18 protein-coding genes are annotated in these 25,749 nt (G+C 69.7%); 6 read left to right on the forward strand and 12 right to left on the reverse strand.

The genetic code is table 11. The annotated features are described in order from the left end of the window. Nucleotides 1-161 precede the first annotated feature (161 nt). Both ACQ4L4_RS23985 and apaG read right to left on the reverse strand, forming a co-directional pair. Complete coding sequence (locus tag ACQ4L4_RS23985) at nucleotides 162-2,246, reverse strand: site-specific recombinase (protein WP_431101351.1); 2,085 nt, start codon at nucleotides 2,244-2,246, stop codon at nucleotides 162-164. Beyond that, nucleotides 2,246-2,620 carry a Co2+/Mg2+ efflux protein ApaG gene (apaG, locus tag ACQ4L4_RS23990; protein ID WP_431101352.1) on the reverse strand — a complete coding sequence of 125 codons (375 nt, stop codon included), beginning with the start codon at nucleotides 2,618-2,620 and terminating at the stop codon, nucleotides 2,246-2,248. The genes ACQ4L4_RS23985 and apaG overlap by 1 nt, the downstream gene beginning before the upstream one ends. A 168-nt stretch (nucleotides 2,621-2,788) precedes the next feature. Here apaG and ACQ4L4_RS23995 point away from each other — a divergent pair, with 168 nt between their 5' ends. The 3 genes from ACQ4L4_RS23995 (at nucleotide 2,789) to ACQ4L4_RS24005 (ending at nucleotide 4,906) form a co-directional block, all read left to right on the forward strand. Beyond that, nucleotides 2,789-3,610, forward strand: a complete 822-nt coding sequence (locus tag ACQ4L4_RS23995) for a substrate-binding periplasmic protein (RefSeq protein WP_431101353.1) — start codon at nucleotides 2,789-2,791, stop codon at nucleotides 3,608-3,610. A gap of 113 nt (nucleotides 3,611-3,723) precedes the next feature. Further along, nucleotides 3,724-4,410 carry a ribulose-phosphate 3-epimerase gene (gene rpe, locus ACQ4L4_RS24000; RefSeq protein WP_431101354.1) on the forward strand — a complete coding sequence of 229 codons (687 nt, stop codon included), beginning with the start codon at nucleotides 3,724-3,726 and terminating at the stop codon, nucleotides 4,408-4,410. Between the two features lie 19 nt (nucleotides 4,411-4,429). After that, complete coding sequence (locus tag ACQ4L4_RS24005) at nucleotides 4,430-4,906, forward strand: low molecular weight protein-tyrosine-phosphatase (protein ID WP_431101355.1); 477 nt, start codon at nucleotides 4,430-4,432, stop codon at nucleotides 4,904-4,906. Here ACQ4L4_RS24005 and ACQ4L4_RS24010 read toward each other — a convergent pair. Continuing rightward, the gene (locus tag ACQ4L4_RS24010) at nucleotides 4,903-7,674 is read right to left on the reverse strand and encodes a hypothetical protein (protein ID WP_431101356.1); all 2,772 of its coding nucleotides are present in this window, start codon (nucleotides 7,672-7,674) and stop codon (nucleotides 4,903-4,905) included. The genes ACQ4L4_RS24005 and ACQ4L4_RS24010 overlap by 4 nt on opposite strands. A 112-nt stretch (nucleotides 7,675-7,786) precedes the next feature. Continuing rightward, the gene (locus tag ACQ4L4_RS24015; RefSeq protein WP_431101357.1) at nucleotides 7,787-10,048 is read right to left on the reverse strand and encodes a hypothetical protein; all 2,262 of its coding nucleotides are present in this window, start codon (nucleotides 10,046-10,048) and stop codon (nucleotides 7,787-7,789) included. 105 nt (nucleotides 10,049-10,153) lie between these two features. Between ACQ4L4_RS24015 and ACQ4L4_RS24020 the strand changes: the two genes are divergently transcribed. Further along, entirely contained in the window at nucleotides 10,154-10,762 is a 609-nt protein-coding gene (locus tag ACQ4L4_RS24020; protein WP_431101358.1) for a DNA-3-methyladenine glycosylase I, read from the forward strand. 26 nt (nucleotides 10,763-10,788) lie between these two features. Here ACQ4L4_RS24020 and ACQ4L4_RS24025 read toward each other — a convergent pair whose 3' ends face one another. The 5 genes from ACQ4L4_RS24025 to ACQ4L4_RS24045 form a co-directional block, all read right to left on the reverse strand. Beyond that, a complete protein-coding gene (locus ACQ4L4_RS24025) occupies nucleotides 10,789-11,496 on the reverse strand; it encodes a hypothetical protein (RefSeq protein ID WP_431101359.1) in 708 nt (235 codons plus the stop codon). A 63-nt stretch (nucleotides 11,497-11,559) separates the two neighbouring features. Continuing rightward, complete coding sequence (locus ACQ4L4_RS24030; protein WP_431101360.1) at nucleotides 11,560-14,700, reverse strand: efflux RND transporter permease subunit; 3,141 nt, start codon at nucleotides 14,698-14,700, stop codon at nucleotides 11,560-11,562. 78 nt (nucleotides 14,701-14,778) lie between these two features. Next, the gene (locus tag ACQ4L4_RS24035; protein WP_431101361.1) at nucleotides 14,779-16,089 is read right to left on the reverse strand and encodes an efflux RND transporter periplasmic adaptor subunit; all 1,311 of its coding nucleotides are present in this window, start codon (nucleotides 16,087-16,089) and stop codon (nucleotides 14,779-14,781) included. Between the two features lie 244 nt (nucleotides 16,090-16,333). Then, nucleotides 16,334-17,263 carry a pseudouridine-5'-phosphate glycosidase gene (locus ACQ4L4_RS24040; RefSeq protein WP_431101362.1) on the reverse strand — a complete coding sequence of 310 codons (930 nt, stop codon included), beginning with the start codon at nucleotides 17,261-17,263 and terminating at the stop codon, nucleotides 16,334-16,336. Nucleotides 17,264-17,352: 89 nt separating this feature from the next. After that, nucleotides 17,353-18,453 (reverse strand): carbohydrate kinase, encoded by a 1,101-nt coding sequence (locus ACQ4L4_RS24045; RefSeq protein ID WP_431101363.1) that lies wholly within the window; start codon nucleotides 18,451-18,453, stop codon nucleotides 17,353-17,355. Nucleotides 18,454-18,641: 188 nt separating this feature from the next. Between ACQ4L4_RS24045 and ACQ4L4_RS24050 the strand changes: the two genes are divergently transcribed. Next, nucleotides 18,642-20,192 carry a methyl-accepting chemotaxis protein gene (locus tag ACQ4L4_RS24050; RefSeq protein WP_431101364.1) on the forward strand — a complete coding sequence of 517 codons (1,551 nt, stop codon included), beginning with the start codon at nucleotides 18,642-18,644 and terminating at the stop codon, nucleotides 20,190-20,192. Between the two features lie 129 nt (nucleotides 20,193-20,321). Here ACQ4L4_RS24050 and adh read toward each other — a convergent pair whose 3' ends face one another. Beyond that, on the reverse strand, nucleotides 20,322-21,842 hold the full coding sequence (gene adh, locus ACQ4L4_RS24055; RefSeq protein ID WP_431101365.1) for an aldehyde dehydrogenase: 1,521 nt from the start codon (nucleotides 21,840-21,842) through the stop codon (nucleotides 20,322-20,324). Between the two features lie 271 nt (nucleotides 21,843-22,113). On the opposite strand from adh, the gene ACQ4L4_RS24060 reads away from it, so the two are divergent. Continuing rightward, nucleotides 22,114-24,225, forward strand: coding sequence for a sigma-54-dependent Fis family transcriptional regulator (locus ACQ4L4_RS24060; protein ID WP_431101366.1), 2,112 nt, complete (start codon nucleotides 22,114-22,116; stop codon nucleotides 24,223-24,225). A 232-nt stretch (nucleotides 24,226-24,457) separates the two neighbouring features. On the opposite strand, the gene ACQ4L4_RS24065 is transcribed toward ACQ4L4_RS24060, so the two are convergent. Beyond that, the gene (locus tag ACQ4L4_RS24065) at nucleotides 24,458-24,868 is read right to left on the reverse strand and encodes a hypothetical protein (protein WP_431101367.1); all 411 of its coding nucleotides are present in this window, start codon (nucleotides 24,866-24,868) and stop codon (nucleotides 24,458-24,460) included. Beyond that, on the reverse strand, nucleotides 24,865-25,725 hold the full coding sequence (locus ACQ4L4_RS24070; protein WP_431101368.1) for an endonuclease/exonuclease/phosphatase family protein: 861 nt from the start codon (nucleotides 25,723-25,725) through the stop codon (nucleotides 24,865-24,867). The genes ACQ4L4_RS24065 and ACQ4L4_RS24070 overlap by 4 nt, the downstream gene beginning before the upstream one ends. Between the last annotated feature and the right edge of the window lie 24 nt (nucleotides 25,726-25,749).

A 25,749-nucleotide genomic window follows, 5' to 3' on the forward strand; every position in this document is an offset into this window, starting at 1 on the left:
GTGATTTTGCTGGAGGCGCTCGGCGCCCTCGCGCTGCTCGTCTTCATCGTCTGGTGGACGATGTTCTCCGGCCGCAAGGGCGGCGAACGGCCCGACGACCGCGACGCCGCCTGAGCGGCTCGGCGTTCAGGCGCCAGCCCTCGAGCGTCGGCGTGTGAGCCTCAGCCCTTCGGCGGCACGAGGAAGCTCAGCGGCTGGTGGCGCATGCGCGTCCAGATCGCCGCGCGCACGCGCTTCTGGTCCGCGAGCCGGATCCCGCGCGAGCGCAACGCCACCTTGAACGCCAGGTAGAAGCTGACGCCCACGTTCAGCACGCCGGTGCCCAGGATGCTGATCACGCAGAGCCAGAACGGCCAGTGCTTGAGCACGTCCAGCCCCAGCGCGCCGGCCGCGGCCGCCAGTTGGCCGGTCGACAGCGTCACGTGGCGGACCTCGATCGGCAGCCCGAAGAAGCCCAGCAGCGCCGGCACCAGCCCGAGCATCAGGCCCAGGCTGATGTTGGCCGTCAGCCCCGAGATGTTGTCGCGCCACCAGCGCGACCAGCGTCCCGCCCGGTTCGCGCCCAGCCGCGCGACGATGCGCGGGTTCCAGGCGATCGCGCTGTCCAGCCGGTGGAAGACGAACCAGTTCTCGACCCAGCCCGCGATCAGGCTGGACGCGAACAGCAGCACGCCGGTGAAGGCCGCGAAGAACAGCGACGGCCCCAGCACGTTGAGCGAATGCAGCACGTGCTCGGCCTCCTTCACGCCCACCAGCGGCTTGCCGAAGCTCAGCCAGGCCGCCAGTTGCACGACGAGCACCATCGGCGCCGCCAGCGCGAGGTTGCCGATGATCCCCGCCGTCTGCGAGCGGAACAGGTGCACGACCTCGTCGACGAAGGCCTGCAGGCCCGTGTCGCTGTCGATGTGGCGGAGCTTGTCGGCCAGCGCCGGCGCCGTCATCGCCGGCTGCTTGGTCGCGACGGTCCAGTGCAGCAGCAGGATGAGCACGAAGCTGGCCGCGTAGTTCACGCCCGCCCAGAACCCGCCCCAGAACGCGGACAGGCCCACCGCCATGATCGCGAACTTCATGAAGGTCGTGCCCGCGATCACCAGCCCGCCGCCGCCGGCGCGGCGCAGCATGTCGCCGTACTCCTCGCCGTTGCGGGTGATGTAGTGCTCGCCGGTCTCGGCGCTGCGTTCGGCGACCTTGCGCGCCAGCAGCGAGTAGTGCCGCGCGAACAGCGTCCGGATGCTGCGCCGATCGTGCACGACGGCCACCAGGCTCGCCACCAGCCGCAGCAGCTCGCGCTCGGGGTGATCCGCCAGCAGCACCGCGAGCAGGTCCTCGACGCGGCGCAGCCGCGCCTGCATCTGCTCGACGCCGAACATCAGGTCCACCGAGACGCCGTGCTCCTCCAGGTGATCCGGCACGGAACGCACCGCCGCCCGGCATTCATCGAGCAGCCCGCGCAGGTACTGCAGCTTGCCGGGCAACGTGGCGCTGTCGTGCTCGACCAGCGCGTGCTCGACCTGCTCCCAGGCCGTCGCGAGGTTGCGGAACGGGCGCCTGGCCAGCCGCTGCGGATCCATGCGCACGCGCAGCGCGCCGGACAGGCCGGCCGAGCGCACCGAGCTCACCAGCACCGTGATCGCGGCGCGCATCTCCTCGCGCCAGTCGCCTTCGGGCGCGCCGGCGAAGAGCAGGCCCAGGCGCTCCAGCAGTTCGTCGTCGACGGCGTTGATCCACTGCTCGTCGGCTTCGTGCGGGAACAGCAGCTCGAAGAGTTCGGACAGGTCCCGGGTGTCCGCGCTCAGCGGCAGCAGGCGCCGGCGCAGGCGGCCGAGGAACTCGTTCCACAGCGCCATGCGCGGCGCGAAGCCGACCTCGGCGAACAGGCTGATCGCGTCGACGTCGGCCCAGACGCTGGCGATGACCTCGGCGAAGGCTTTCGCATGATCGGGATGGCGCTCCAGCATGCGGAGCAGGTACTTGAGGCGGCGGATCGGCAGCGGGGCTGACGGCGCGGTGGCAAGCACGACGGCAGGCGCCGCGGCTGCCGGCTCGTCCCCGAGGGTCGACGGGGTTGCCGTGGCCGTGGCCGCGGCCGCGGTGGTGGCGGTGGCCGGCGCCCGGTCGTCCTTGAGCGGCGCGTGCCGCAGCCATTCGATCAGTCGCACCAGCCAGAGGTTGCGCTCGGCCAGCGGTGCCTGCGGATGCGCCGCGTTGAGCAGCGCGGTGAGGTCCCAGCCCTGGCGACGGAACATCAATGCAGGGAGCCGGAGTCGGCCAGCAGGAACTCGGGCACCTCGGCGTGGAAGACCTCGGCCTTGTCAGTGACGCAGAGGAAACGGCCGCTCATCGTGCCGTGGCGGGTCGCGATCTGCGCCCAGGAGCTGTACTGGAAGCGTTCGCCCGGCTGCAGCAGCGGCTGGTGGCCGACGACGGCCAGCCCGTGCACTTCCTGTTCCTTGCCGTTGCCGTCGACGATGGTCCAGTGGCGGCCGATGAGCTGGGCGGTGACGTCGCCCCGGTTCTCGATCGTCACGGTATAGCCGTACGCGAACTCGTTGCGGTCCGGGAAGGTCTGATCGGCGAGCGGCTCGACGGCCACGCTGCAGTGGAAATGCGGATGTGCCATCGGCGGATTCTAGGCGCCGCCTCGGCTATGCTGGCTATCGCACAGAGCACAAGCAGAACCTGCTCGAACGGACCACCCCACGCGGCCGGCACGCACCGGACGCCATCCGTCATGGAGACAAGGGCAGCACACCCGCCGGGATTGCCCCGGCCCAATCGACGCCAGGCCATGGCGCGCGGCTGTGCGCTTGTCGGCGGCGTGGCCGCGGGCGTCAGGTTCGGCCTGGTGGCCGCGAACTCGGCGATGGCGGCGCCGTCCGGGCCCGCGGCATCCGCGGTGCCGGGTGCCGGCGCCACGGGACCGCTGATGCTGCGCAGCGCCGCGCAGGCCGGCGCGCCGGCCAAGTACGCGTCGGGCGACCCGCAGCGCCCCGGTCTGTGCGGCGAGATCGCCGCGGCCGTGATGCGGACCGATCCGGACCTGCGCATCGAAGGCCTGACCCAGCAGGTGCCGCTGCGCCGCCTCGAGCTGATGCTGAGCAACGGCGACCTGGACGTGTTCTTCTGCCTGCTCAAGTCCGAGCACCGCCATGCGCTGATGCGCTACCTGCCGGTGCCGCTGTACCGCATCTCGCATGTGCTGGCGATGCGCGCCGGCGACGAACGCGCGCCGGGCAGCTGGGACGAGTTGCGCGCCTTCTCGCGGCGCCAGCCGCTGCTGCTGGCCCAGGGGACCAAGCTGGCCGCCACCTTGCAGGAGGCCGACGTGTCGTTCATCGAATCCGCGCGCAGCGACAAGGAAGCGCTGCAGATGCTGGTGCGCGGCCGCGCCGGCGGCGTCTACGGCCAGGACTTCAACCTGCGCCAGGCGGCGCGCGGCGAGGGCCTGGGGTCGCGCGTGCGCATCGGGCCCCACGTCTTCGAGGAGGAGACCCAGTACGTCGTGGTCTCGCGCCAGCTGCCCGAGGCGGTGGTGGAGCGCCTGACCGACCGCCTGCGCCAGATCAGCGCGTCCGGGGAGATCGCGCGGCTGACCGAACGCTACCGCTGAGCGCCATCGCCGAACACCATCGACGGATGTCATGGCCGGGCGGCGCCCGCTCGCGCGCCGGCCTTTCTACAATCGTCGACTTTCCCCGCCAGCGGCTCCGCGCCCGCCCCGCCATGAACCCGCCCACCTATCGCATCGCCCCCAGCATCCTGTCCGCCGATTTCGCCAATCTCGGCGAGGAAGTCCGCAACGTGCTGGCCGCCGGCGCGGACTGGATCCACTTCGACGTGATGGACAACCATTACGTGCCCAACCTGACCTTCGGCCCGATGGTCTGCGAGGCGCTGAAGAAACACGCTGTGAAGCCCGACGGCACGCCGGCGCCGATCGACGTCCACCTGATGGTGCAGCCGGTGGACAGCCTGGCGCAGGCCTTCTGCCGCGCGGGCGCGAACCTGGTGAGCTTCCACCCCGAGGCCAGCGCGCACGTCGACCGCACGATCCAGCTGATCAAGGCCGAAGGCGCGCAGGCGGGCCTGGTGTTCAACCCGGCGACGCCGCTGGACGTGCTGGAGTGGGTCCTCGACAAGGTCGACCTGGTGCTGATCATGAGCGTCAACCCCGGCTTCGGCGGGCAGAGCTTCATCCCCAGCGCGCTGAAGAAGCTGCAGCAGGCCAAGGCCATGATCCTGGCCAGCGGCCGCGACATCCGCCTGGAGATCGACGGCGGCGTGAAGGTCGACAACATCCGCGAGATCGCCGCCGCGGGCGCGGACACCTTCGTGGCGGGCTCGGCGATCTTCGGCAAGCCCGACTACAAGGGCGTCATCGACGCGATGCGCGCCGAGCTGGCGCTCTGACCCCGGAAGCGTCGACACGGTGACCCGACTGCTGCTGGTCTGCGCGGCCAACCTGTGCCGCTCGCCGATGGCCGAGGCGGTGCTGCGGCTGCGCGCCGCCGAGCTCGGCCTCACGGAGGTGCACTCGGCCGGCGTCTTCGCGTCGTCGCGCGCGCACGCCGTCGACAAGCGCGCACTGGCGGTGCTGGAGCAGCGCGGCTACGGCATGGACCGGCGCTGGCGCTCGCGCAAGGTGAAGCCCGAGGACTTCGACCGCTACGACCTGATCCTGGCGATGGACCGCCAGGTGCTGCGCGGCCTGCAGGCGATGCGGCCGCCGGCGGCGCAGGCGCAGCTCGGGCTGTTCCTGGCCGGCATGACGGGGCTGGGCCTGGACGAGGTGCCGGACCCCTATTACGGCGCCGCCAGCGGTTTCGTGCAGGTGCTCGACCTGATCGAGGCGCGCGCCCACACCTGGCCGAGCGACCGCGCGCGGTTTCACCGCGACCCGGGTTAGGCGACCGCGTCGACGGGGTTGCCGACGGCGGCGGCGATCTCCTCGGCGCCGAAGCCCAGCGTCTTCATCGTCAACGCCAACTGCTGCTCGATGAAGGACCTCAACCCCGCGTCCGGGTCCGGGACGGCGTCGTGCAGCGCCCTGATCAAGCGGCAGGGCGTTCCGGAACCCGCACCGGTCACGGCGCTCAACAGCTGACGTCGCCGCTGCGTGACCTCCGTCGGCTCGGGGGGCAACGGCTCGCGAAGCCCTGCGAAGCTGGGGCGCGGCACGGACCACAGGATGTTCAGGACCTGCTGCTGTTGCTGGTTGTCCGCGAGATCCCCCCAGGCCGACGCGTTGCCTGCTGGTGGCGGGACCAGCAGTGTTTCCGCCTCCTCGACCGACAGGTGGCCTTCCGCACACAGTTGAGCGATGCCCAGGAACCAGGCCGACGCGGGGGGACGTTTCGTCATCGAGGGCGTGGCTTGCCAGGCATCGGCCACGGGATGAGTGCTGCGTCCGTGGCCGGTCAATCGCAGGAGCTCGTCCCGCGTGACCACACCGCGCGACGCTGCCTCCCTCAGCGCGGAGAAATAGGCTCGCAGGCGCTTGTCGGCGCGCGCGGCGGCGCGCTCGAACAGGACGAGCGGCAGGGGCGTCGACGAGGAGGCGATCGGTGCGGATCCGAAGAAGAGTTCCAGGCCACGTTCGCGTTCGAGATGGCCGTCGGCCACCGCCCTCGTGGTGAACGCCAGCAGGGTCTCCAGGTCGAATTCCGGCGAGGTCAGCCGTGCCGTCAGCCCGTCGGGGGCCGCGTGCGGCTGCGTCAGCCGCGCGACCAGGCGATCCGTGGCCAGAAGACCATCGCGTTGCAGCTCCGTCAGGCCGTCCATGAAGACCTGCCGCACGTTGTCGTCCGCCACGGTGAGGGCGCGGACGAACGGGATGGTCGACTCGCTGCCTGCCGTCGTCAGCACGTCCGCCAAGGCGTCGCCGGTCATCCGCGGCGGGTCGGCGCGCAGGGCCTCGCCGACCGTGGCCCACCACGTCCGGATGGGTTCTTCGATCGCCATCGCACGCTTGAAGGCGTTCCGGGCCTCCCGGGCCGCGCGGGCGGCGTTGGTGAGGTCGGAGGCGTCGACGGCGCGCGGGGCCCTCGGCGCCGGCTCGGTCAAGGTCAAGCTCAGCAGGTCGCTCAGGTGGCTGAGCGTCTCCGTGGACAACGGGCCGGGCTCGCGCTGGTCCAGCAGATCCCCGATCCGGGCGCCCAGCAGATCGCTGATCTGGACGGGCGCGAGCTGGTGCTGTCCCTGAGCGTCCGACCAGCTGATGCGACCCGTGGGGGGCGGGTTCGGGCCGTGTGCCTCCTGGACGCCGGTCCACCAGGCGTCGAGCTCGTCGGTCCAGGTGCCGGCGGCACGTCGTGCCTCGACCAGCGCTGCGACCCCGCCCAGCCCGACGCGACCCAGCAGGCGGTCGCCCACCTCGCGGTCCAGCAGCCAATCGGGCTCCGCCAGGGTGGCGACGGTGTCGGGCGGACTGTTCGCGATGGCCGCCAGGACCATCGGCGCGCTCAGGGTGGCGCGGTCGGTCAGCTGCTTCAGATCCTCGGCCTCCAAAGGGCGCCGATGGCCGTTCTCTTCCACCCAGGTCAGCCCATCGACCGACTGGAGCTCACAGCGCGCCGGCGGCAGGTCGACGGTCGTCCAGCGGGCGACGGTGCTGGGCGCGCGGCGTTGCTGCAGCATGCCGGCGTCGTGCAGGCTGTCCAGCAGGTGCGCCGCGACGAGCGTGGGGTCGCTGAGGCATTCCCAACCGATGCCGTCCGGGTGCTGTCGCAGCAGGCCATGGCGCGGCGGCGGCGGACCGAACTCCAACGACAGCAGGGCGGTGCAGTCCTCGACATCCCCGTCGGTGGGCCAGGCCCCCGCGCCGCGCGGCCTGAGCGTCTCGTTCATGCTGTCGGTGAAACGCGCGAGGTAGTCCTCCGCCATCACACGGGCCACCGCCCCGGGCGCGATGGCCTCGGTCAGGGACCCGGCCACGCGCCGGACGAAGTTCTCGGAGTGCCGGCGGTAGGCGGAGTCGTCCGCGGGCAGCTCCCAGCGCAGTCCGAGTTCCTGATACAGCTTCGATTTCAATCCGGCGACGTAGTGCCGCTGCTCCAGGTGAGCCAGGTGAAAGTCGCGCTGGTACTTGATCTCGACGGCATCGGTGGCCGCCTGTTCGACGATGTGCTCGACCGTGGCGCGGAACTTCCCGCCCAGACCGGAGCGTTTCAGCTCGAGCTGGATCAGCGCGGACTGCACCGCGTTGAGCGCGCCGTTGGCACAGACCGGCAGCTCCGGCGCCAGCCGCTGCAGTTCCGTGCGCCGGCTCTCGAGGCGCATCGTCTCGTCGTGGAACAGCGGCACCAGCCGGTCCAGGGACTCGACCAGGGGGCCGTAGGACTTGATGACCTCGTACGGCTTGACGCTCAGGGGATGCCCGTCGAGGCCGATGTCGAACAGCTTGTTGCGCAGGGCCTCGAGGTGCGGGACGGCGCCGCGCAGGTCGCCGGCGCGGGCGACGGCGATCAGATCGTCGATGTTGCGTTCGACGCGTGCGCGGAACGGCGGGAAGTCCGCGTGTCGAAAGAACGCCTCGAAGGCGCCATGGCGTTGGGGGTTGTAGGTCCAGTCACCGTCCGACGCCGCGTCGGCGCGTGCGGGCGATGCCGGCTCGGCGTCGACGATCGGCGCCTCGGCGAGGAAGGTGGGGGAGTACAGATCGTGGATGACAGGCATGCGCGGTGAGTGTGCGAACAAACATGATCGATTCGTCGATTCGTCGATTCGTCGATTCGTCGATTCGTCGATTCGCGACGGCGGCGTGACAGGCTGCCCGATCGCCCCGGCGTCATCGGGCGAGGGTGTAGGTCAGCAAGTCGTCGAGCGACTCCGGGAGCTGTTCGTCGTCCGTCGCGTTGTCGATCTGCCAGGCGACTTCGTCCAGGATCTCGGCCACTTTCGCGGAGGCCGAGGAGGGCCGGATGCGAAGCAGGGCCCTCGCTTCCTCCCGGCTGAAGGACAAGCGCCGCATCGCCCGGAGGGTCTCCGCCAGCAGCGCGATGAAGAGGTCCTCGGTGCGCGGCCCGTGCAGACGCTGCAGGGCCGCGGAGACGCATTGGCCGGGGCCCTCGAGCAGGGCACGCAAGGTCTCGCGGCCGCGCGCCTTGTCGCCTCCCCAGGCAAACTTTCCGATGACCTCGACGGCCAGCAACGCGGCGAGGACGTGACCCTCATCGTTCGTATCGATGACCCGTGGAAATATCCCCTTCACGGGAGGGAGCAGGTCCGTGGCCATTTGTCTGGGCGAGCTGGTGCCCTTCATCTGCAGGCCTTGCAGATTGCGATGCTGGAACAGCCGGGTCAGCGAACAGTAGGTCCCCGTGGACCGGTAGAGGCGCGCGGCGATGCCCGACTTCTCCATGGCGGCATCGGTGAAAACCTCCCAGGTGCCGATCTCCAGTTCCCCCGTGCGGGCCCTCGTCGTCAGCGCATCCAGGAAGCGGCAGCACAGGGGCAGGTCCGCCTTCAGGAGGATGCATTCCAGCAGCGACTGACGATCCTGGACCGTCATGGCGAGGACCTGCCTCAAGTTGCCGGGCTCCAGCTTCGGCGGCTGGGCGTCCAGTGCGCGGACGATGACCGCGAGACGGGCGTTGGCGGGCCAGTCGAAGGGCAGGCCCGTGAACAGATCGATGCGGCCCTGGGCAGCGAGCGCGTGCGCAATCCAGGCGAACTGCTCCGGGGTCCAGGCTTGCCTGGCCTGCCAATCGCTCAACAGCGGCGCCAGATCGGCGTCATCGAACTGGTCGCACAACCAGGTGCAGGTGTCGGCGTCCCGCAGCAGGCGCGGATCGACGTGCGCGGCCAAGGCCGATGGCCTGCTGCCCAGCCTGAGCGACCGCCTGGCCGCCGCCCCCAGCGGCGCGGCGGTCAAGGTCGCCAGCCCGGGGAGGTCCGACGCGTTCAGCGGCCGTGGCCGACCGTCCTGGACGGCCCACGCCAGTGCCCCGTTGACGAAGCACTGCACCGGCTCACCGCTGCCGTCGATCCATGAAGCGACCGGCTCGTGGCACGCCGCATGGACCACGTCGGCCTTCGACAGCTCTTCCAGGAACTGGAGACCCATCAGGATCGGATCGTCCTGGAGCACGCAACTGCCGGCGGCTTCGTCCAGGCGCACCAATGCCTCGTGCCTCGGCGTCACATTGAACTCGTGGAGCAGCGTCAGCGTCCCCGCGTCGATCTCGCCGATCGTGAGCGGCGCGTCCGGGCGGCGCGCGCCGGCGTCGCGCAGGGCCTGCGCGCATCTCGCGAGATAGTCCTCCGCCAACGTCAATGCCAGGGCGGATGGTGTCAACACGCTGCCGAGTTGCTGGAGGCAACTCTCGATGGTCCGGGCGGGGAACGTGGCCTTGGCCATCGGATCGTTGGACGGACGCCAGGGCAGGCCCAGTGCGCCATACAGGCGCGTCTGCAGGCCCGCCACATGGTGCCGATGCATGCCCGGTGCCGCCCGCAACGCCCTGGCGTGACGCCGGTCGAGGGTTTCGGCGGCGACCTGTTCGATGGTGAGTTCTATGAGCGTGCGGCATTTCCCTCGCAGGCCCCGTCTGTCCGGATCCAGGCGCGCGACGCTCTGCTGAAGGGCGACCACGGCACCGTTGCCGCACTCGACCAATTGCGGGGCGAGCTCGCGCAATGCGGTGATGCGCGTCTCCGGCGTCAGGCGAGGATCGCCGATCAGGTGCACGAGTCGATCCAGGTACTGGGCGCCCTCGCCATAGACGTTGCCGGCGGCGTCACCGAAGTGGCGGTTGGCGCCTTTGCTGTCGACGCCCAGCACATGGGCCTGGAATGTGGCGAAGGCGTCGGCTTCGACCGACGCCGTGCCGACGATCGCCGCCAAGGCCGAGATGCGCGCCGACAGGCTGGACGCGAATCGATCGAAGCCGTTGCCGCGCGCGAACGCTTCAGGCGACTGCCCGGATCCGGGCTGGTACCACCAGGGGTCGTGCGCGCGTCCTTCGGCCGTGCTGGTCACCGGCACCGCGACGTCGAGCGCAGGGTCCTGGAGAAATGAGGACGTGAACGCGGCGGTGAGTGGATGCATGGCGCGTGCAGTGGCACTGGCCGGGGGGAGCGTTCTGCGCGTCGGGGGCACGCTTGCCGGCAGAATTGCCGCTCAGGGCCCGCGTCGAGGCCGTGCGGAGAGGTGATGACGGAACGATTGGCGCAAGGCCCGGACGGCCAATGGCGATGCAGGTGGTGCGAGTCGCCCGGCTTCGACATGTACCGCGACTACCACGACAACGAATGGGGCTACCCGGTCCACGAGGACCGGCGACTGTTCGAGAAGCTCTGCCTGGAGGGATTCCAGTCGGGGTTGTCGTGGCGGACGATCCTCGCCAAGCGCGAGAACTTCCGGAAGGCCTTCAGGCAGTTCGAGATCGCCAAGGTCGCGAAGTTCGGCGAGGCCGACGTGGCGCGACTGCTCGCGGACGAGGGCATCGTGCGCCACCGCGGCAAGATCGAGGCGGCGATCCACAACGCGTCCCGCGCGCTCGAGCTCCAGAAGGACGCCGGCTCGCTGGCCGCGTTCTTCTGGCGCTTCGAGGATCCGGAGGAGGGCGGCGATGTGCGGGCGACGTCGGAGACGTCGATCCGACTGTCCAAGGAACTGAAGAAACGCGGCTGGAAGTTCGTCGGCCCGACGACGGTCTATGCGTTCATGCAGGCGATGGGGCTGATCAACGATCATGCGCCGGGATGCATCGGACGCGATGCGGCGGCGCTGGCGCGCCGGCGCTTCAGCCCGCCGGGCTGAGCTCGCGGGCGTGTCGAGGGGTCAGGTCATGCGGGTTGCGAAGCCAGTGGGAACGGCGGCGCCTTCTTGCGAGGGACAGTGCTGATCTGGCCGATCTCGGCCTCGGTGAATTGCATCTGGTACATGAAGTCGACCATCCGACTGGCCAGGATAGCCCTCTGGCCGTCGAGGGGTGGCAGCCACGCGACCTTGTCGAACAAGTCCATGCTGAGTAGCACTTCGCTCGGCGAGTTCCCTTCGGTTTCGAGCAGCCCCCGTAACAGCGATTGGCTGGCGGCGGTCGCCGTCCCGTCGCTCAATACGGAAGCTCTTGTGAGGGTCTGAAGCGTGTCATGCGCAAGCTCGACGCGCCGCAATGTGTTCAGGCTGGTCAGCCAGGAGGGCTCGCTCGGTACCAGCAGCCGTCGGGCGTGTTCTACAGGGAGATGTCCGTCGCGGACGGCTGATGAGATGGTCCTCAGCCTGTCTCGCAAGTTGAGCTCCATGGGGTGGCGGTACGGAGACTCTTCCAGCAAGGGCTTGATGGGCGAAGCGAGATCGTAGAGCCGTTCCGCCTCGCGAGCTTCGAACGGAGAGGCGCCCGCTCCGGCGGGGAGGCGACACAGAGTCAGAAGATATTCATCGAAGTCATCGACGGGCTGTTGCATGGGCCACGATGCGCCCGGATCCACATCGCTTGGGGACGGAGGCGGCAGCAGGGAAGAGAGCTTGAAGGTGACGTGTTCGATGGGCATGACCACTGAGTTCATGCCGCGCCACAAACGTTCAAAGTTTGTTGCTCATGCGCCTCGTCGCGCTCAGTCCGCGTGGCCGGGAACCGGCTGCGCCGCGTGCACCGGATGCTCGGTCAACCGCGTTTCCTCCACCTCCCGCGTATCCGGCCCCTTCCCGCTGAAGCGGTCCAGCGCCAGGTAGATCACCGGCGTGATGTAGAGCGTCACCGCCTGCGACAGGACCAGTCCGCCGACCACCGCCAGGCCCAGCGGCTGGCGCAGCTCCGCGCCGGCGCCCAGGCCCAGCGCGATCGGCAGCGCGCCCATCAGCGCGGCCAGCGTCGTCATCATGATCGGGCGGAAGCGCAGGATGCAGGCCTCGCGGATCGCCTGCTGCGGCGTCATGCCGCCGTTGCGCTGCGCATCGAGCGCGAAGTCGATCATCATGATCGCGTTCTTCTTGACGATGCCCACCAGCATCAGGATGCCGATGGTCGCGATGATGGTCAGCTCCATGCCCGCGAGCTGCAGCGTCAGCAGCGCGCCCACCGCCGCTGACGGCAGCCCCGCCAGGATGGTCAGCGGATGGATGTAGCTCTCGTAGAGCACGCCCAGCAGCACGTAGATCACCGCCACCGCCAGCACGATCAGCAGCAGCTGGCCGCCCTGCGAGTCCTTGAACACCGCCGCGTCGCCGCCGTAGCTGGTGATGATGGACGGCGGCAGGCCGATCTCCTTGGTGAACTGGTCGATCTTGCCCGTGGCCGTGCCCAGCGGCACGTCCGGCGCGAGGTTGAAGCTCAGGGTGATCGCCTGCAGCTGGCCCTGGTGGTTGACCGCCGTCGGGCCAAGCTCGCGCTTCACGCTCGCGAAGGCCGTCAGCGGCACCATCGTGTTGTTCTTGCCGCGCAGGTAGATCTTGTCGAAGGCGTCCTCGCTGAGGCGGTCGCTGTCGGTCGCCTCCATGATCACCTGGTAGGTGTTGCTCTCCGCGTAGATGCTGGAGACCTGGCGCTCGCCGAAGGCCGAATACAGCGCGTTGCGCAGGTCCTGCATCTGCACGCCCAGCAGCGTGGCGCGCTCGCGGTCGATCACGAGGTTGGCCTGCAGCCCGCGCAGCTGCGAGTCGCTGGTGACGTCGCGGAACACCGGGTCGTTGCGCAGCTTGTCCTGCAGCTTCACGGCCCAGCTGTTGAGCTCGCCGGTGCTGACCGACTGCAGCGTGAACTGGTAGCGGCTCTTGGACTGCCGGCCGCCGAGCTGCAGGTTCTGCACCGGCCGCAGGTAGACCGCGATGCCGGGCACGCCGCGCAGCTTCTTGCGCAGCTGCTCCAGCACCTGAGGCATCGGGGGCCGCTCGCCGCGCGATTTCAGGTTGATGAAGAGGCGCCCCGTGTTCACGTTGCCGCCGCCCCCGCCGCCGCCCACCGCGGCGGACACCGACGACACCGACGGATCGTCCTGCACGATCTGCGCGACGCGTTCCTGCAGCACCGTCATCGCGGCGAAGGAGATGTCCTCGGCCGCTTCGGTGCTGGCCTGGATCTGGCCGATGTCCTCTTCCGGGAAGAAGCCCTTGGGGATGACGATCCAGAGCCACGCGCTGGCGATGAAGGTGGCCAGCGCCACCACGCCCACGACCCAGCGGCGCGCCAGCGCCCAGTCCAGCGACGCGGTGTACTTGTTCAGCACCCAGCCGAAACCGGCCTCGAACGTGCGGCCGAGCGCGTTCTCCTCGACCTCGTGGTGGCTGCTGAGGAAGCGGCTGCACAGCATGGGCACCAGCGTCAGCGACACGCCCGCCGATACGCCGATCGCCAGCGACACGACGACCGCGAACTCGTGGAACAGCAGCCCGATCACACCCGGCATGAAGAAGATCGGGATCAGCACCGCGATCAGCGAGATCGAGATCGACATGATGGTGAACGCCATCTCGCGCGCGCCGCGGATGGCGGCGTCGAAGGGCGCCATGCCGTCCTCGACGTGGCGGTAGATGTTCTCCAGCATCACGATCGCGTCGTCGACCACCAGGCCCACGGCCAGCGTGATCCCGAGCAGCGAGATGTTGTCCAGGCTGTAGCCCAGCGCGAACAGCAGCGTCACCGCGCCGATCAGCGAGATCGGCAGCGACAGCGTCGGGATCAGCGTCGCGACCATGCGGCGCAGGAACAGGAAGATCACCATCACGACCAGCGCCACCGTCAGCGCGAGCGTGAAGTAGACGTCGTGCAGGCCCTCGCGGATCGACACCGAGCGGTCGTTCAGCGTGCTCATCTGCACCGACGCCGGCAGCTGCGCGGCGAAGCGCGGCAGCATCGCCTTCACCGCGTCGACCACCTTCACCGTGTTGGCGTCGGGCTGGCGCTGCACGGCCAGCACGATGGAGCGCTCGCCGTTGAAGTTGGAGAAGGACTTGACGGTCTCGTAGCTGTCCTCGACGTCGGCCACGTCGCGCAGGAACACCGGCGCGCCGTTGCGCGTGGCCACGACGATGCCGCCGAAGGCGTTGGCGTCCCGCAGCTGCTTGTTGGCCTGGATGGTCAGCGTCTGGCGCGCGCCGTCCAGCGTGCCGACCGGCGTGTTGGCGTTGGCGCCCTTGACCGCCGCCTGAAGCTCGTCGAGCGTGATGTTGCGCTGCTGGAGCAGCTCGTTGCGCGCCTTGATGCGCACCGCGAAGCGCTTCTGGCCGTAGATGGACACCTGCGCCACGCCGTCGATCGTCGACAGGCTGGGGGTGATCAGGTTCTCGGCGTAGTCGTTGAGTTCGGACAGGTTGATCGACGGCGAGGTCAGCGCCACCAGCAGCACCGGCGCGTCGGCCGGGTTGACCTTGCGGTAGGACGGCGGCGTCGTCATCTCGACCGGCAGCGCCCGCAGCGAGCGGAACAGCGCGGCCTGCACGTCGACCGCGGCGGCGTCGATGTCGCGCGCGGAGTCGAACTCCAGCGTCAGCGAGCTGTTGCCCAACGTGTTGGTCGAGGAGATCGTCGTGATGCCAGCGATCGTCGAGAACTGCTTTTCCAGCGGCAGCGCGACGGACGAGGCCATCGTCTCGGGGCTGGCGCCGGGGAGCGTGGCCTGCACGTTGATGACCGGCGTGTTGAAGCTGGGCAGCGCGGCGACCGGGATGCGGCTCCAGGCGGCGATGCCGGCGACGACCAGCGCGACGTTCAGCAGCACGGTCATGACCGGCCGGCGGATGAAGAGTTCGGTGAGATTCATGGCAGCTTCCGCGGGGGCTGAAGGCGTCGGGACGTCGAAGGCGTCGAAGGCGTCGAAGGCGTGGGCCGGACGGCCGGATCAGGGCGCGGCGACGTCGTTGCCGGAGGCGCCACCGCCCGCGGCGGCCGAGGCCGCGGCCAGGCGCGCGGCGGCGGCCGGATCGACGGCGGCGGGCTGCGTGCGCAGCGGCGTGCCGGGCCGCAGGTTCTGCTTGCCGTCGAGCACCACGGTCGCGCCCGCGTCGACGCCGTCGACGACGGCCATCTCGCCGAAGGCGTAGCGCAGCTTCACCGGCTTGAGCTGGGCGGTCTTGTCGGGGCCGACGACGTAGACCTGCCGGTCGTTGCCGCGCAGGATGATGGCGGCCTGCGGGATCACGACCGCGTCCTTCATGCTGCGCAGCGTCATGCGCACGCGCAGGTACTGGCCGGGCCAGAGCTTCTGCGCGTCGTTCGTGAACTCGGCCTTCAGCTTGATCGTGCCGGTGGTCGCGTCGACGAGGTTGTCGACGAAGGTGAGCTTGCCGTGGGCGACCGATTCGACGGCCTTGCCACCCTTGCTGTCCTTCCGGGAGGGGCCGCCCTCGATCGTCGGCAGGACGACCTGCACCTCGGGCGGCGTGACCAGAGCGCCCGTGGCGCCGGGACGCATCGCGTCGAGCACGGGGGCGAGCTCGGTCTCGGGCAGGTTGAAGCTGATGGCGATCGGATCGATCTGGACGATGTTGACCAGCGGCGTGCCGGTGGCGCTGGCCTGGACCAGGCTGCCGGGCCAGACGTTCACGGCGCCGGCGCGGCCCGAGAAGGGGGCGCGGATCTCGTTGTAGCTGAGGGCGACGGCGGCGGATTCCACCGCGGCGGCGTCCGCGTCGACCAGGCTGCGGCCGCCTTGCAGGCTGGCCAGCGCGGTGTCCAGGGCGCTCTGCGCGACGAAGTTCTGTGCCAGCAGGTCCTTGGCGCGTTCGTACTGGCGCTGCAGGTCGCCGAGGCTGGCCTTGTCGCGGGCCAGCTGCGCCCGGGCCTTGTCGAGGTTGGCGCGGTCCGCGCGCTCGTCGAAGCGGAACAAGACCTGACCCTTGGTGACCGTCTGGCCGTCGTGGACCAGCACGTCGCGGATCGTCGAGGTCGTCTGGGCGCGGAGGTCGACCTGGTTGATCGGCGTGACGGTGCCGGAGGCCTCGACGGTGACCGGGACGTCGCGGCGCTGCGCGGTGACCACGCCGACGGTCTGCGTGCCGGCGGGGCCCGACGCTCCGGTCGCGCCGCGCGCGGCCGCGGCGGGTCCTGCCTCGCCGCCTTCGCGCGAGGCCGCCCGGGACTTCCACCACCAGCCTCCGCCCGCGATGAGCAGGACGACGATCAATGACAGGACAAGGGGCTTGCGGCGCATGAACACGTTCTCCAACGACAGTCATCCAGGGCGCGCTTTGCAAAGCTCCCTGAGGGCGCGGAAGGTTAAGTCCGGCTCTTTCGATGATTGTTTCGTTCAGGTTAATCCTGCGCGAGCGGGAGGAAAACCTGTGCGATTGGAGCGTGAACGAGCGTTTCCGGGAGAGAGAAGAAGAGGGGTCAGTGCGCCGGCCGGACTCCCTCGCCCGCTTGCGGGAGAGGGTGGGGGTGAGGGCCAGCGGCCGTCAGAGTGCGAGTGCCTTGGCGAGCGCCGCGCCGACGACGGCGTTGTGCTTCACCAGCGCGATGTTGGTGACGAGGCTGGCGCCGCCGCTCAGGTCCTTGATGCGGGCGAGCAGGTAGGGCGTGACGGCCTTGCCGCTGATGCCCTGCGCGGAGGCTTCCGCGAGCGCCTGCGCCACGAAGCCGTCGATGACGGCGTGCGGCATCTCATGCGCCGCCGGAACCGGGTTGCTGATCACCGCGCCGCCGCTCAGCCCGAGCGCCCATTTCGTCCGCAGGAAACGCGCCTGGTCGGCCGGCGCGTCGATGCGGAAGTCCGCCTTCAGGCCGCTGTCGCGCGTGTAGAACGCGGCGAAGTTCTCCTGCCCCACCGACAGCACCGGCACGCCGTGCGTCTCCAGGTACTCCAGCGTCAGCGCCAGGTCGAGGATGCTCTTGGCGCCCGCGCAGACCACGGCCACCGGCGTGCGGGCCAGTTCCTGCAGGTCGGCGGAGATGTCGAAGGACGTCTCCGCGCCGCGGTGCACGCCGCCGATGCCGCCGGTGACGAACACCTCGATGCCGGCCAGGCGTGCGCAGATCATCGTCGCGGCCACCGTCGTGGCACCGACGCGGCCGGTCGCGAGCGCGAAGGGCAGGTCGCGGCGGCTCAGCTTCATCGCGTCGGGGGACTGGCCGAGCAGCTCGAGCTGCGCGTCGTGGAGGCCGACGCGGATCTTCCCGTCCAGCACCGCGATCGTCGCGGGCACCGCGCCGTGTTCGCGCACGATGGCCTCGACCTCGCGCGCCGTCTGCACGTTCTGCGGGTAGGGCATGCCGTGGGAAATGATCGTGGACTCCAGCGCCACCAGCGGACGGCCTTCCGCCCGCGCGGCCGCCACCTCGGGCGAGAAGTCGATGAGGTTCTGGTCGATCAGGTCTTGCGTGCTCATGGGTTCTCTCTTGGATTCGAGCTTGAGGGGGCTCCGACTCGGGCTCGGATTGGGATCGGGATTGGGATTCGTGCGCGCGACGCTCCGGCTCAGACGAGCAGTGCCGGGCTCAGCGCCTCGCTGACGGTGGCGTCGCTCTGCAGCGTCAGCGCCGCCAGCCGCAGGCCGAGCGCGCAGGCGCCGCGCAGGTCGTCGGGGTCGCGGTGCAGCGAGGCGGCGATGCCGGCGGTCATCGCGTCGCCGGCGCCGGTGACCTCGCGGATCGAAGCCGGATCCAGCGGCGGCGCGGGGAGCAGGACGAGCGCGTCACCGTCGGAGAAACGGACGCCGTCCGCGCCGTCGCTGATCACGAGCCGTTGCAGGCCGGCTTTCCGCAGCGATCGCCACGCGGCGTGCAAGGCGTCGTCGTCTGGCAGGGCCCGGCCCGACAGCGCCTGCAACTCGCCGCGGTTGAGCACCAGCAATTCGACGCCGCGCAGATCGGCGCCCAGCCGCGCCATCTTCGGTTCCGACACGGCCACCAGCAGCAGGTGCTGGCCGCGCAGCCGTGCTTCGGCGCGCAACTCGTCGAGCGTCTCGCGGGGCAGGTTCAGGTCCGCGACCAGCCAGCGCGCCGGCGCGCGCTGCGGCGCGGTCTGGCGCAGGAAGGCGGGATCGAGCCGGTCGGTCAACGCCATGTGCGCGAGCGCCAGCACCAGCTCGCCGTCGGGATCGAGCACCGCCGTGTAGCTGCCCGTCGCCGCGTCGGCGGCCTGCAGGCAACCCGCGCAATCGACGCCCAGCCCCTGCAGCTGCGCCAGCAAGGTCTGCCCCGCGGCATCGCGTCCGACGGCGGTCAGCAGGTGGACCGGCAGGCCGAGCCTCGCCAGGTTTTCAGCGATGTTGCGGGCGACACCGCCAGCCGATTCATGCTGCCGCGCCGGGTTCGAGCTGCCCATGCGCAGCGGGCCGACGGCGCGCAGCTTGCGGTCCAGGTTCGTGCCGCCGATGCAGACGATGGGTTGGCGCTGCGGCAGCACGTAGGCGCGGCCGAGGATGCGTCCCTCGCGGGTCAGTTGCCCCAGATGGCCGGCGACGGCGGAGCGCGACAGCCCCAGCCGGTCCGCCAGTTCCTGCTGGCCGATGAAGGGGTTCGCCTCGACCAGCGACAGCAGTTGCTCCTTCGAGGAGAGTTCCTTGGGGGGTGTCATGGCGACGGATTCTAGGGAGATCCTCCCCTGGATGCAAACAAATGTCTTTTGAATAGACATTTGTCTGTTGACGGTGAAGGGGTTGTGAAGGACTCGCGCAACAAGCGAACTTTGCATACGCTGCACGAGCTCCCACAGACCGGAACCGGCAGGGAGCGCCGCCGCAGCGAACAGACAAGGAGGACGCCATGCGGAAGAACTTGCCCGTCACCCAGCGCCAGTACGACTTCCCCGCCGACGCGACGCTGATGTCCACGACGGACACGAAGAGTCGGGTCACCTACGCCAACGAGGCTTTCGTCGAGGCCAGCGGCTTCACGACGGAGGAGCTGCTCGGCCAGCCCCACAACATCGTCCGGCATCCCGACATGCCGCCCGAGGCCTTCGGCGACATGTGGCAGACGCTGCAGGGCGGCGAATCCTGGACCGGGCTGGTGAAGAACCGCCGCAAGAACGGCGACCATTACTGGGTCCGCGCGAACGCGACACCGGTGATGCGCAACGGCCAGCCGGTGGCCTACATGTCGGTGCGCACGCGGCCGTCGGCCGAGGAGATCGCCGGCGCGGAGCGCCTCTACGCCGACATGCGCGAAGGCCGCGCGAAGCACCTGCGCATCCACAAGGGCGTCGTGGTGCGCCAGGGCGCGATGGCGTGGACCTCGATGATGAAGACGATGCCGGTGCGCTGGCGCGTGCGGCTGCCGGTGCTCGCGCTGACGATCGCGGCGATCGTGTCCGCGTGGATGAGCGCGGCCACGCTGGCCGCCGCGGCGATGTGGATCGGCGCCTTCGTGGTCGTCTCGCTGCTCGCGATGTGGTTCCTGCAGGCGCAGATCGTGGCGCCGATGGAATCGCTGGCGCGGCATGCCAAGCGCGTCGCCAGCGGCGACACGCGCGAGCCGCTGCAGATGGACCGCGTCGACGAGGTCGGCATGGCGCTGCGCTCGCTCAACCAGCTGGGCCTGATGTTCCGCTGGGTCATCGACGACGTGGCGGCGCAGGTGGTGACGGTGCGGTCGTCCAGCGGGGACATCCTCAACGGCAACAACGAGATCAGCTCGCGCACCGAGCAGGCCTCGGCGAGCCTGCAGCAGACGGCCGCGTCGATGGAGGAGATGAGCGCCACCGTGCGCAGCAACGCCGACGCCGCGCGCCAGGCCGAAGATCTCGCGCAGGGCGCGAGCGTCGCGGCGGCGCAGGGCGGCGAGGTGGTGCGCCACGTCAACGAGACCATGGCCGGCATCACGACGTCCAGCAAGCGGATCGCCGACATCATCGGCGTCATCGACGGGATCGCCTTCCAGACCAATATCCTGGCGCTGAACGCGGCGGTCGAGGCGGCACGCGCCGGCGAGCAGGGCCGCGGGTTCGCGGTGGTCGCGAGCGAGGTGCGCTCGCTGGCGCAACGCAGCGCGGCGGCGGCCAAGGAGATCAAGCAGCTGATCGGGGAGAGCGTCGAGCGCGTCGAGGCCGGCGGCCGTCAGGTCGACGAGGCCAGCAAGGCGATGCACGAGATCGTCGAGCAGGTGAAGCGCGTCTCGGCGCTCATCTCGACGATCGGCAACGCGACGCGCGAACAGGCGACCGGCATCGCCCAGGTCAGTCAGGCGGTCAGCGAGCTCGACCGCACGACCCAGCAGAACGCGGCGCTGGTGCAGCGGTCCGCCGGGGCGAGCGATTCCCTCGAGAAACAGGCCACGCAGCTGGTTCAAGCCGTGGCCGTGTTTCGGATGAGCTGAGCGAAGACCGACTGCGGGCGGACAAGCGCGGGCACTCCACGTCGCAGGGGGCGTCCCTCCGGGAACCCCCAGCGACATTCCGGCCCCACGCGCGCTCGCTGCCCGCGGGCCTTTGGACTTAGGACGCCGTCAGAAGAACCCGAGCTTCTTCTGCGAGTAGCTCACCAGCAGGTTCTTCGTCTGCTGATAGTGGTCCAGCATCATCTTGTGGGTCTCGCGACCGATGCCGGATTCCTTGTAGCCGCCGAAGGTCGCGTGCGCCGGGTAGGCGTGATAACAATTGGTCCACACGCGGCCGGCCTTGATGCCCTTGCCCATGCGGAAGGCCGTGTTGATGTCGCGCGACCACACGCCCGCGCCTAGCCCGTACGGCGTGTCGTTGGCGATGCGCAGCGCCTCCTCCTCGGTCTTGAAGGTCGTCACCGCCAGCACGGGTCCGAAGATCTCCTCGCGGAAGATCCGCATGTCGTTGGTGCCCTTGAAGAGCGTGGGCTCGATGTAGTAGCCGCCGGCCAGATCACCGCCCAGCTGCGCGCGTCCGCCGCCGATGAGGCACTGCGCCCCCTCCTGCTTGCCGATCTCGAGGTAGGACAGGATCTTGTCCAGCTGCATCGACGAGGCCTGCGCACCCATCATCGTGTCGGTGTCCAGCGGGTTGCCCTGCTTGATGGCCTTCACGCGGTCGATCGCGCGGGCGATGAACTTGTCGTAGATCGATTCGTGGATCAGCGCGCGTGACGGGCAGGTGCAGACCTCGCCCTGGTTGAAGGCGAAGAGCACCAGCCCCTCGATCGCCTTGTCGAACAGGTCGTCGTCCTGCGCGGCGATGTCGGGGAAGAAGACGTTCGGGCTCTTGCCGCCCAGCTCCAGCGTGGCCGGGATCAGGTTGGTCGCCGCGGCCTGCGCGATGACGCGGCCCGTCGCGGTCGAGCCCGTGAAAGCGATCTTGGCGATGCGCTTGCTCTGCGCCAGCGGCATGCCGGCTTCCTTGCCGTAGCCGTTGACGATGTTGAGCACGCCCGGCGGCAGCAGGTCGGCGACAAGCTCGGCCAGCAGCAGGATGCCGATCGGCGTCGACTCGGCCGGCTTGAGCACGACCGCGTTGCCCGCGCCCAGCGCCGGCGCCAGCTTCCAGGCCGCCATCAGGAGGGGGAAGTTCCACGGGATGATCTGGCCGACGACGCCCAGCGGCTCATGGAAGTGGTACGCGATGGTGTTGGCGTCGATCTCGCTGAGCGCGCCCTCCTGCGCCCGCAGGCAGCCGGCGAAGTAGCGGAAGTGGTCGACCGCCAGCGGCAGGTCGGCGTTCAGCGTCTCGCGCATGGGTTTGCCGTTGTCGACGGTCTCCGCGTAGGCGAGCAGCTCCAGGTTCTGCTCGATGCGGTCGGCGATGCGCAGCAGCACGTTGGCGCGCTCGGCCGCGGGCGTGGCGCCCCACTTCTCGGCGGCGGCGTGCGCGGCGTCCAGCGCGAGCTCGATGTCGGCGGCGGTCGATCGCGCCGCCTGCGTGTAGACCTGCCCGGTGATGGGCGTGATCACGTCGAAGTACTGGCCGTCGCGCGGCGCGGTCCATTGGCCGCCGATGAAGTTGTCGTAGCGCTTCTTGAACTGCAGCGGCGCGCCGGCCGCGTTGGGCTTGGCGTAGATCATGGTGTTGTCTCCGTGGTTGTTGAGGCGAAGGACGCCCGGGGTCGTCTTGCATGGGCCGTGCCAACGCCGCCTTCGCGCCGAAGACCCTGCGTGATGGGCGGAATGCCTCTTCCCATTCCGGCTGGCTTTGGTCAGGATCGGTCCGACATGGCGCAGGCACGTCATCGGCGGCACAGGTGTTCCGGAATGGAACACCCGGGGTGCCGAGACCGGTTCAAACCGGCGGTCACGACCCGATGAGCGCGCACCCAGCGCCCAAGGAGACAACGGCATGGTGAAAACCCCGAGCGACGCCGCCATGGCGCCGCGACTGCTGCGCGCGGCGCGGCGCGAGCTGCTGGACACGGGCCGGCTCAGCGTCGCGACGCTCGACGAAGGGCTGAGCCGCAGCTGGCTGCGCAGCCGCGATTTCGGCCTGAGCCCGGTCGGACGGCCGCCGGGCGCGCCGCACGCATCGGGCGCGCAGTTGCGACGGGCGTTGGAGCGCCAGCATGAACTGGTCGCCCACGCGCGGCCGGTGATGGAGGACCTCTTCGAGCAGACCCGCGACGGTGACGGCCTCGTGATCCTGGCCGACGCGCAGGGGCTGCTGCTCGGGGCGCTGGGGGACGGCCGCTTCGTCGATCGCGCGCAGCGGGTCGCGCTGCGGCCCGGTGCGATCTGGGACGAGCGCTGGCGGGGCACGAACGCGATCGGGACCGCGCTGGTGGAGCAGCGGCCGGTGTCGGTGCTCGGCGGCGAGCACTTCCTGGAGCGCAATGCCTTCCTCAGCTGCACGGCGGCGCCGATCCGCGATCCGCAAGGGCGCGTGCTCGGCGTGCTGGACCTCTCCGGCGAGCAGCACGGCTTCCAGCGGCACACGCTGGCGCTGGTGCGCTCGGCGGCGCGGATGGTGGAACACCGCCTGTTCCAGACGCGGCACGCGGATGGACTGCGCCTGCAGATCCACATCCAGCCGGAGGGACTGGGCACGCCGACGGAGGGGCTGCTCGCGCTGAGCGAGGACGGCTGGATCCTGGGCTGCAACGCGGCGGCGCAGGCCTGGCTCGGGACGGACGCGGCGCGGCCCAGCCCGCTGGAGTCGGTGCTGCCGCTGCGATGGGCCGCGTTGATGGATTGGGCGCGACAGGACGGGGAGGGCGCGCGGCTGCTGCATCGCGAGGACGCTCCGCCGCTGTGGATGCGGCTGTTGGCGCCGCGCGGATGGCGACATCCCGCGCCGCCGGCATCGAATGCTGCCAGCGCGCGCCCGGCGGTGGTCGATGCCGACGTCCTCGCCCGTTCCTCGACGGACGTGTCGCGGGGCACGGACGTCGCGGCGCATCCGGGCGTCGAGTCCGCGTTTCGAGCCTTGTCGGTGGAAGACGCCTTGCAGGCGCTGGACCTCGGCGACGCGGCGATGCATCAGGCGGTCGTCCGGGCGCGACGGGTGCTCGACAAGCCGATCCCGCTGCTGCTGCAGGGCGAATCGGGCGTCGGCAAGGACCTGTTCGCCCGCGCGGTGCACGACAGCGGTCCTCGCCGCGGTCGGCCCTACGTGGCGGTGAACTGCGCCGCGCTGCCGGAGTCGCTGATCGAGGCGGAGCTCTTCGGCTACCGGCCCGGCGCGTTCACCGGGGCGTCGCGCGAGGGCGCGCCAGGGCGTCTGCGCGAGGCGCACGGCGGCACGCTGTTCCTCGACGAGATCGGCGACATGCCCTTGCCGCTGCAGGCGCGGCTGCTGCGCGTGCTGCAGGATCGGCATGTGCAGCCGCTGGGCGGCGGGCCGTCGGTGCAGGTGGACTTCCAGCTGATCGGCGCGAGCCACCGCCCGCTGCGACCGCTGGTCGCGCAGGGGCTGTTCCGCGAGGACCTCTACTACCGGCTCAACGGGCTCACGCTGTGCCTGCCGCCGCTGCGGGAGCGGCAGGACCTGCCGCTGCTGGTGGAGCGCCTGCTGTCCGCGCTGGAGCCGACGCGGCGGGTGGTGCTCGATCCGCCGTTGGCGCGCGAGCTGGCGGCCTACCGCTGGCCCGGCAACGTGCGCCAGCTGGAGCAGGCGCTGCGCATCGCCTGCGCGCTGATGGAACCCGGCGAGTCGGTGATCCGGCGCGGGCATCTGCCGGACGATCTCGTCGAGGACCTCGACCAGGACGAGCGCCTGGTCATCCCGGTGCTCGTCCCGGTCGCGGCGCGGACGTCGACCTCGGCGGCGGGGCCATCGGGTGCGTCGCCGCAGAGGGCCGCCGCGACGGACGCCGCGCCCGCGATGCTGCGAGACCAGTCCCGGGCCCACGCCCGCCGTGTCCTCGACGACTGCGACGGCAACCATTCGGAAGCCGCGCGGCGGCTGGGCATCGGGCGCAACACGCTGTACCGGCTGCTGAAGGAGCCCGAAGCATAGGGCGGCGTAGGCGGCGCAGGGCGGCGCAGGGCGGCGTGGGGCATCGCCTCACGCGCGCATCAGCCATCCGCCGAACCCGCGATGGGGTGAACCCGCCTTCCGGGATCGACGGCCGCTGCGTATTCTTCCGTTCATGCGGTCCGGGTTCTGGTGGTGGATCCGCAGAGGCGCAAGCCGGACGTCAATGGGTAAGGCGGACATTCGAAAGGATGTCCGCCTTCGTCTTTTGGGCTCACCGGTTGGCGAAGTACTGGATCGCGCGACCCACGCGGGCCGTTTCGAGAAGGTTGCCCAGCTCCTCCAGCAACTCGTCGCCATCGCCGCAGTAAAGGCTTTGGAACTCGTAGACCAGGTGTGTGGCGTATCCACCGTTCGAGCCGGTCTCCCAACCCGCGATGACTCGTCCGTCACGGTCGTCCTCCGTGCTCTGGATGACGAGCCGCAGGGGCACGCTTGCGAGTCGCATCGCCTCATCTTCTTCGGCGTTGTGGAACTTGCCGACGAACAGCTTGCCCTTGCCGGACGTGCTGCGACGGATGGCTTCGTCCAGCTTGCCGAGGATGCGCTCGATCTCGGCGAGCTCTCCATCGGCTGTGGTGGCGTTGTCGATGCCGGCGCGGATGTGGCTGTCGAAGTCGATCATGGGTATTGCCTTTCAATGTGTCCGACGATGGGAAGGTGATCGAAGATCCGTCGCGTCGAGCGGATCTCGATGCCGGCCTGGGCTTCGGGGACGACGCGCGTGGACGCCTCGTCCAGGCGCCAGCCGGACGTGCCGAAGAGCACTGCGGAAGAGACGATCAACTGATCAAAGGTCCGCCACCAGGTGTCCCGGCCACCACGATGGAAGTAGGTGCCCGGATCAGCGGCATGGTGTTTGATCAGTCGATGCTCGAACGAGCTCAGGTGTCGCCAGAACGGGTTGTAGAAGAGCTTCGGATTGCGTTTGATCTTGTCGTGGTCCCGGCTGGCAGGCAGATAACGCTCCAATCCTTCATCGAAGGGCTCGTCATTGAAGTCGCCCACGAGCACGATGTTCGGATGGGAACTGCCGCGGAAGATCTTGTCCTCGATCCAGTGGCGGAGGAACGCCGCGATGTGGGTTCGTCCGCTGTCATGGCGATCCAGGTGCAGACGGCTGGGCCAGTGCGAGACGATGAGATGGATCCACTGGCTGTCGTCCCACAGGCGGACCGCGAAACGCAGGCCCACCTTCGTCACCGACTTCCCGTCTTCGAGCAGGATCGGATCCTGGAACTGGACCTGCACGTAGTCCTTGCGACTCAAGACGCACATGGAGAAGCGGCTCTTCCCCGCAGGGTGGCAGGCCGGCAGCCAGGTATAGCGCGCGACCGCATCCGGGCACTTGTCCCGCAGGGCGGCGATGGCGCTGTCGGACATCTCGCCCAGGATGATGATGTCGGCCAGAACAACGTTCATCAGCCGCATCAGTACATCGGCCGCGGCCAGCGCGACGGTGTCGCTGATCGTGGCGGCCACGTGCGCCGGCGAGAGTTTGGTGTT

Source organism: Roseateles noduli (assembly GCF_050626985.1).
GTDB lineage: Bacteria > Pseudomonadota > Gammaproteobacteria > Burkholderiales > Burkholderiaceae_C > Roseateles > Roseateles noduli_A.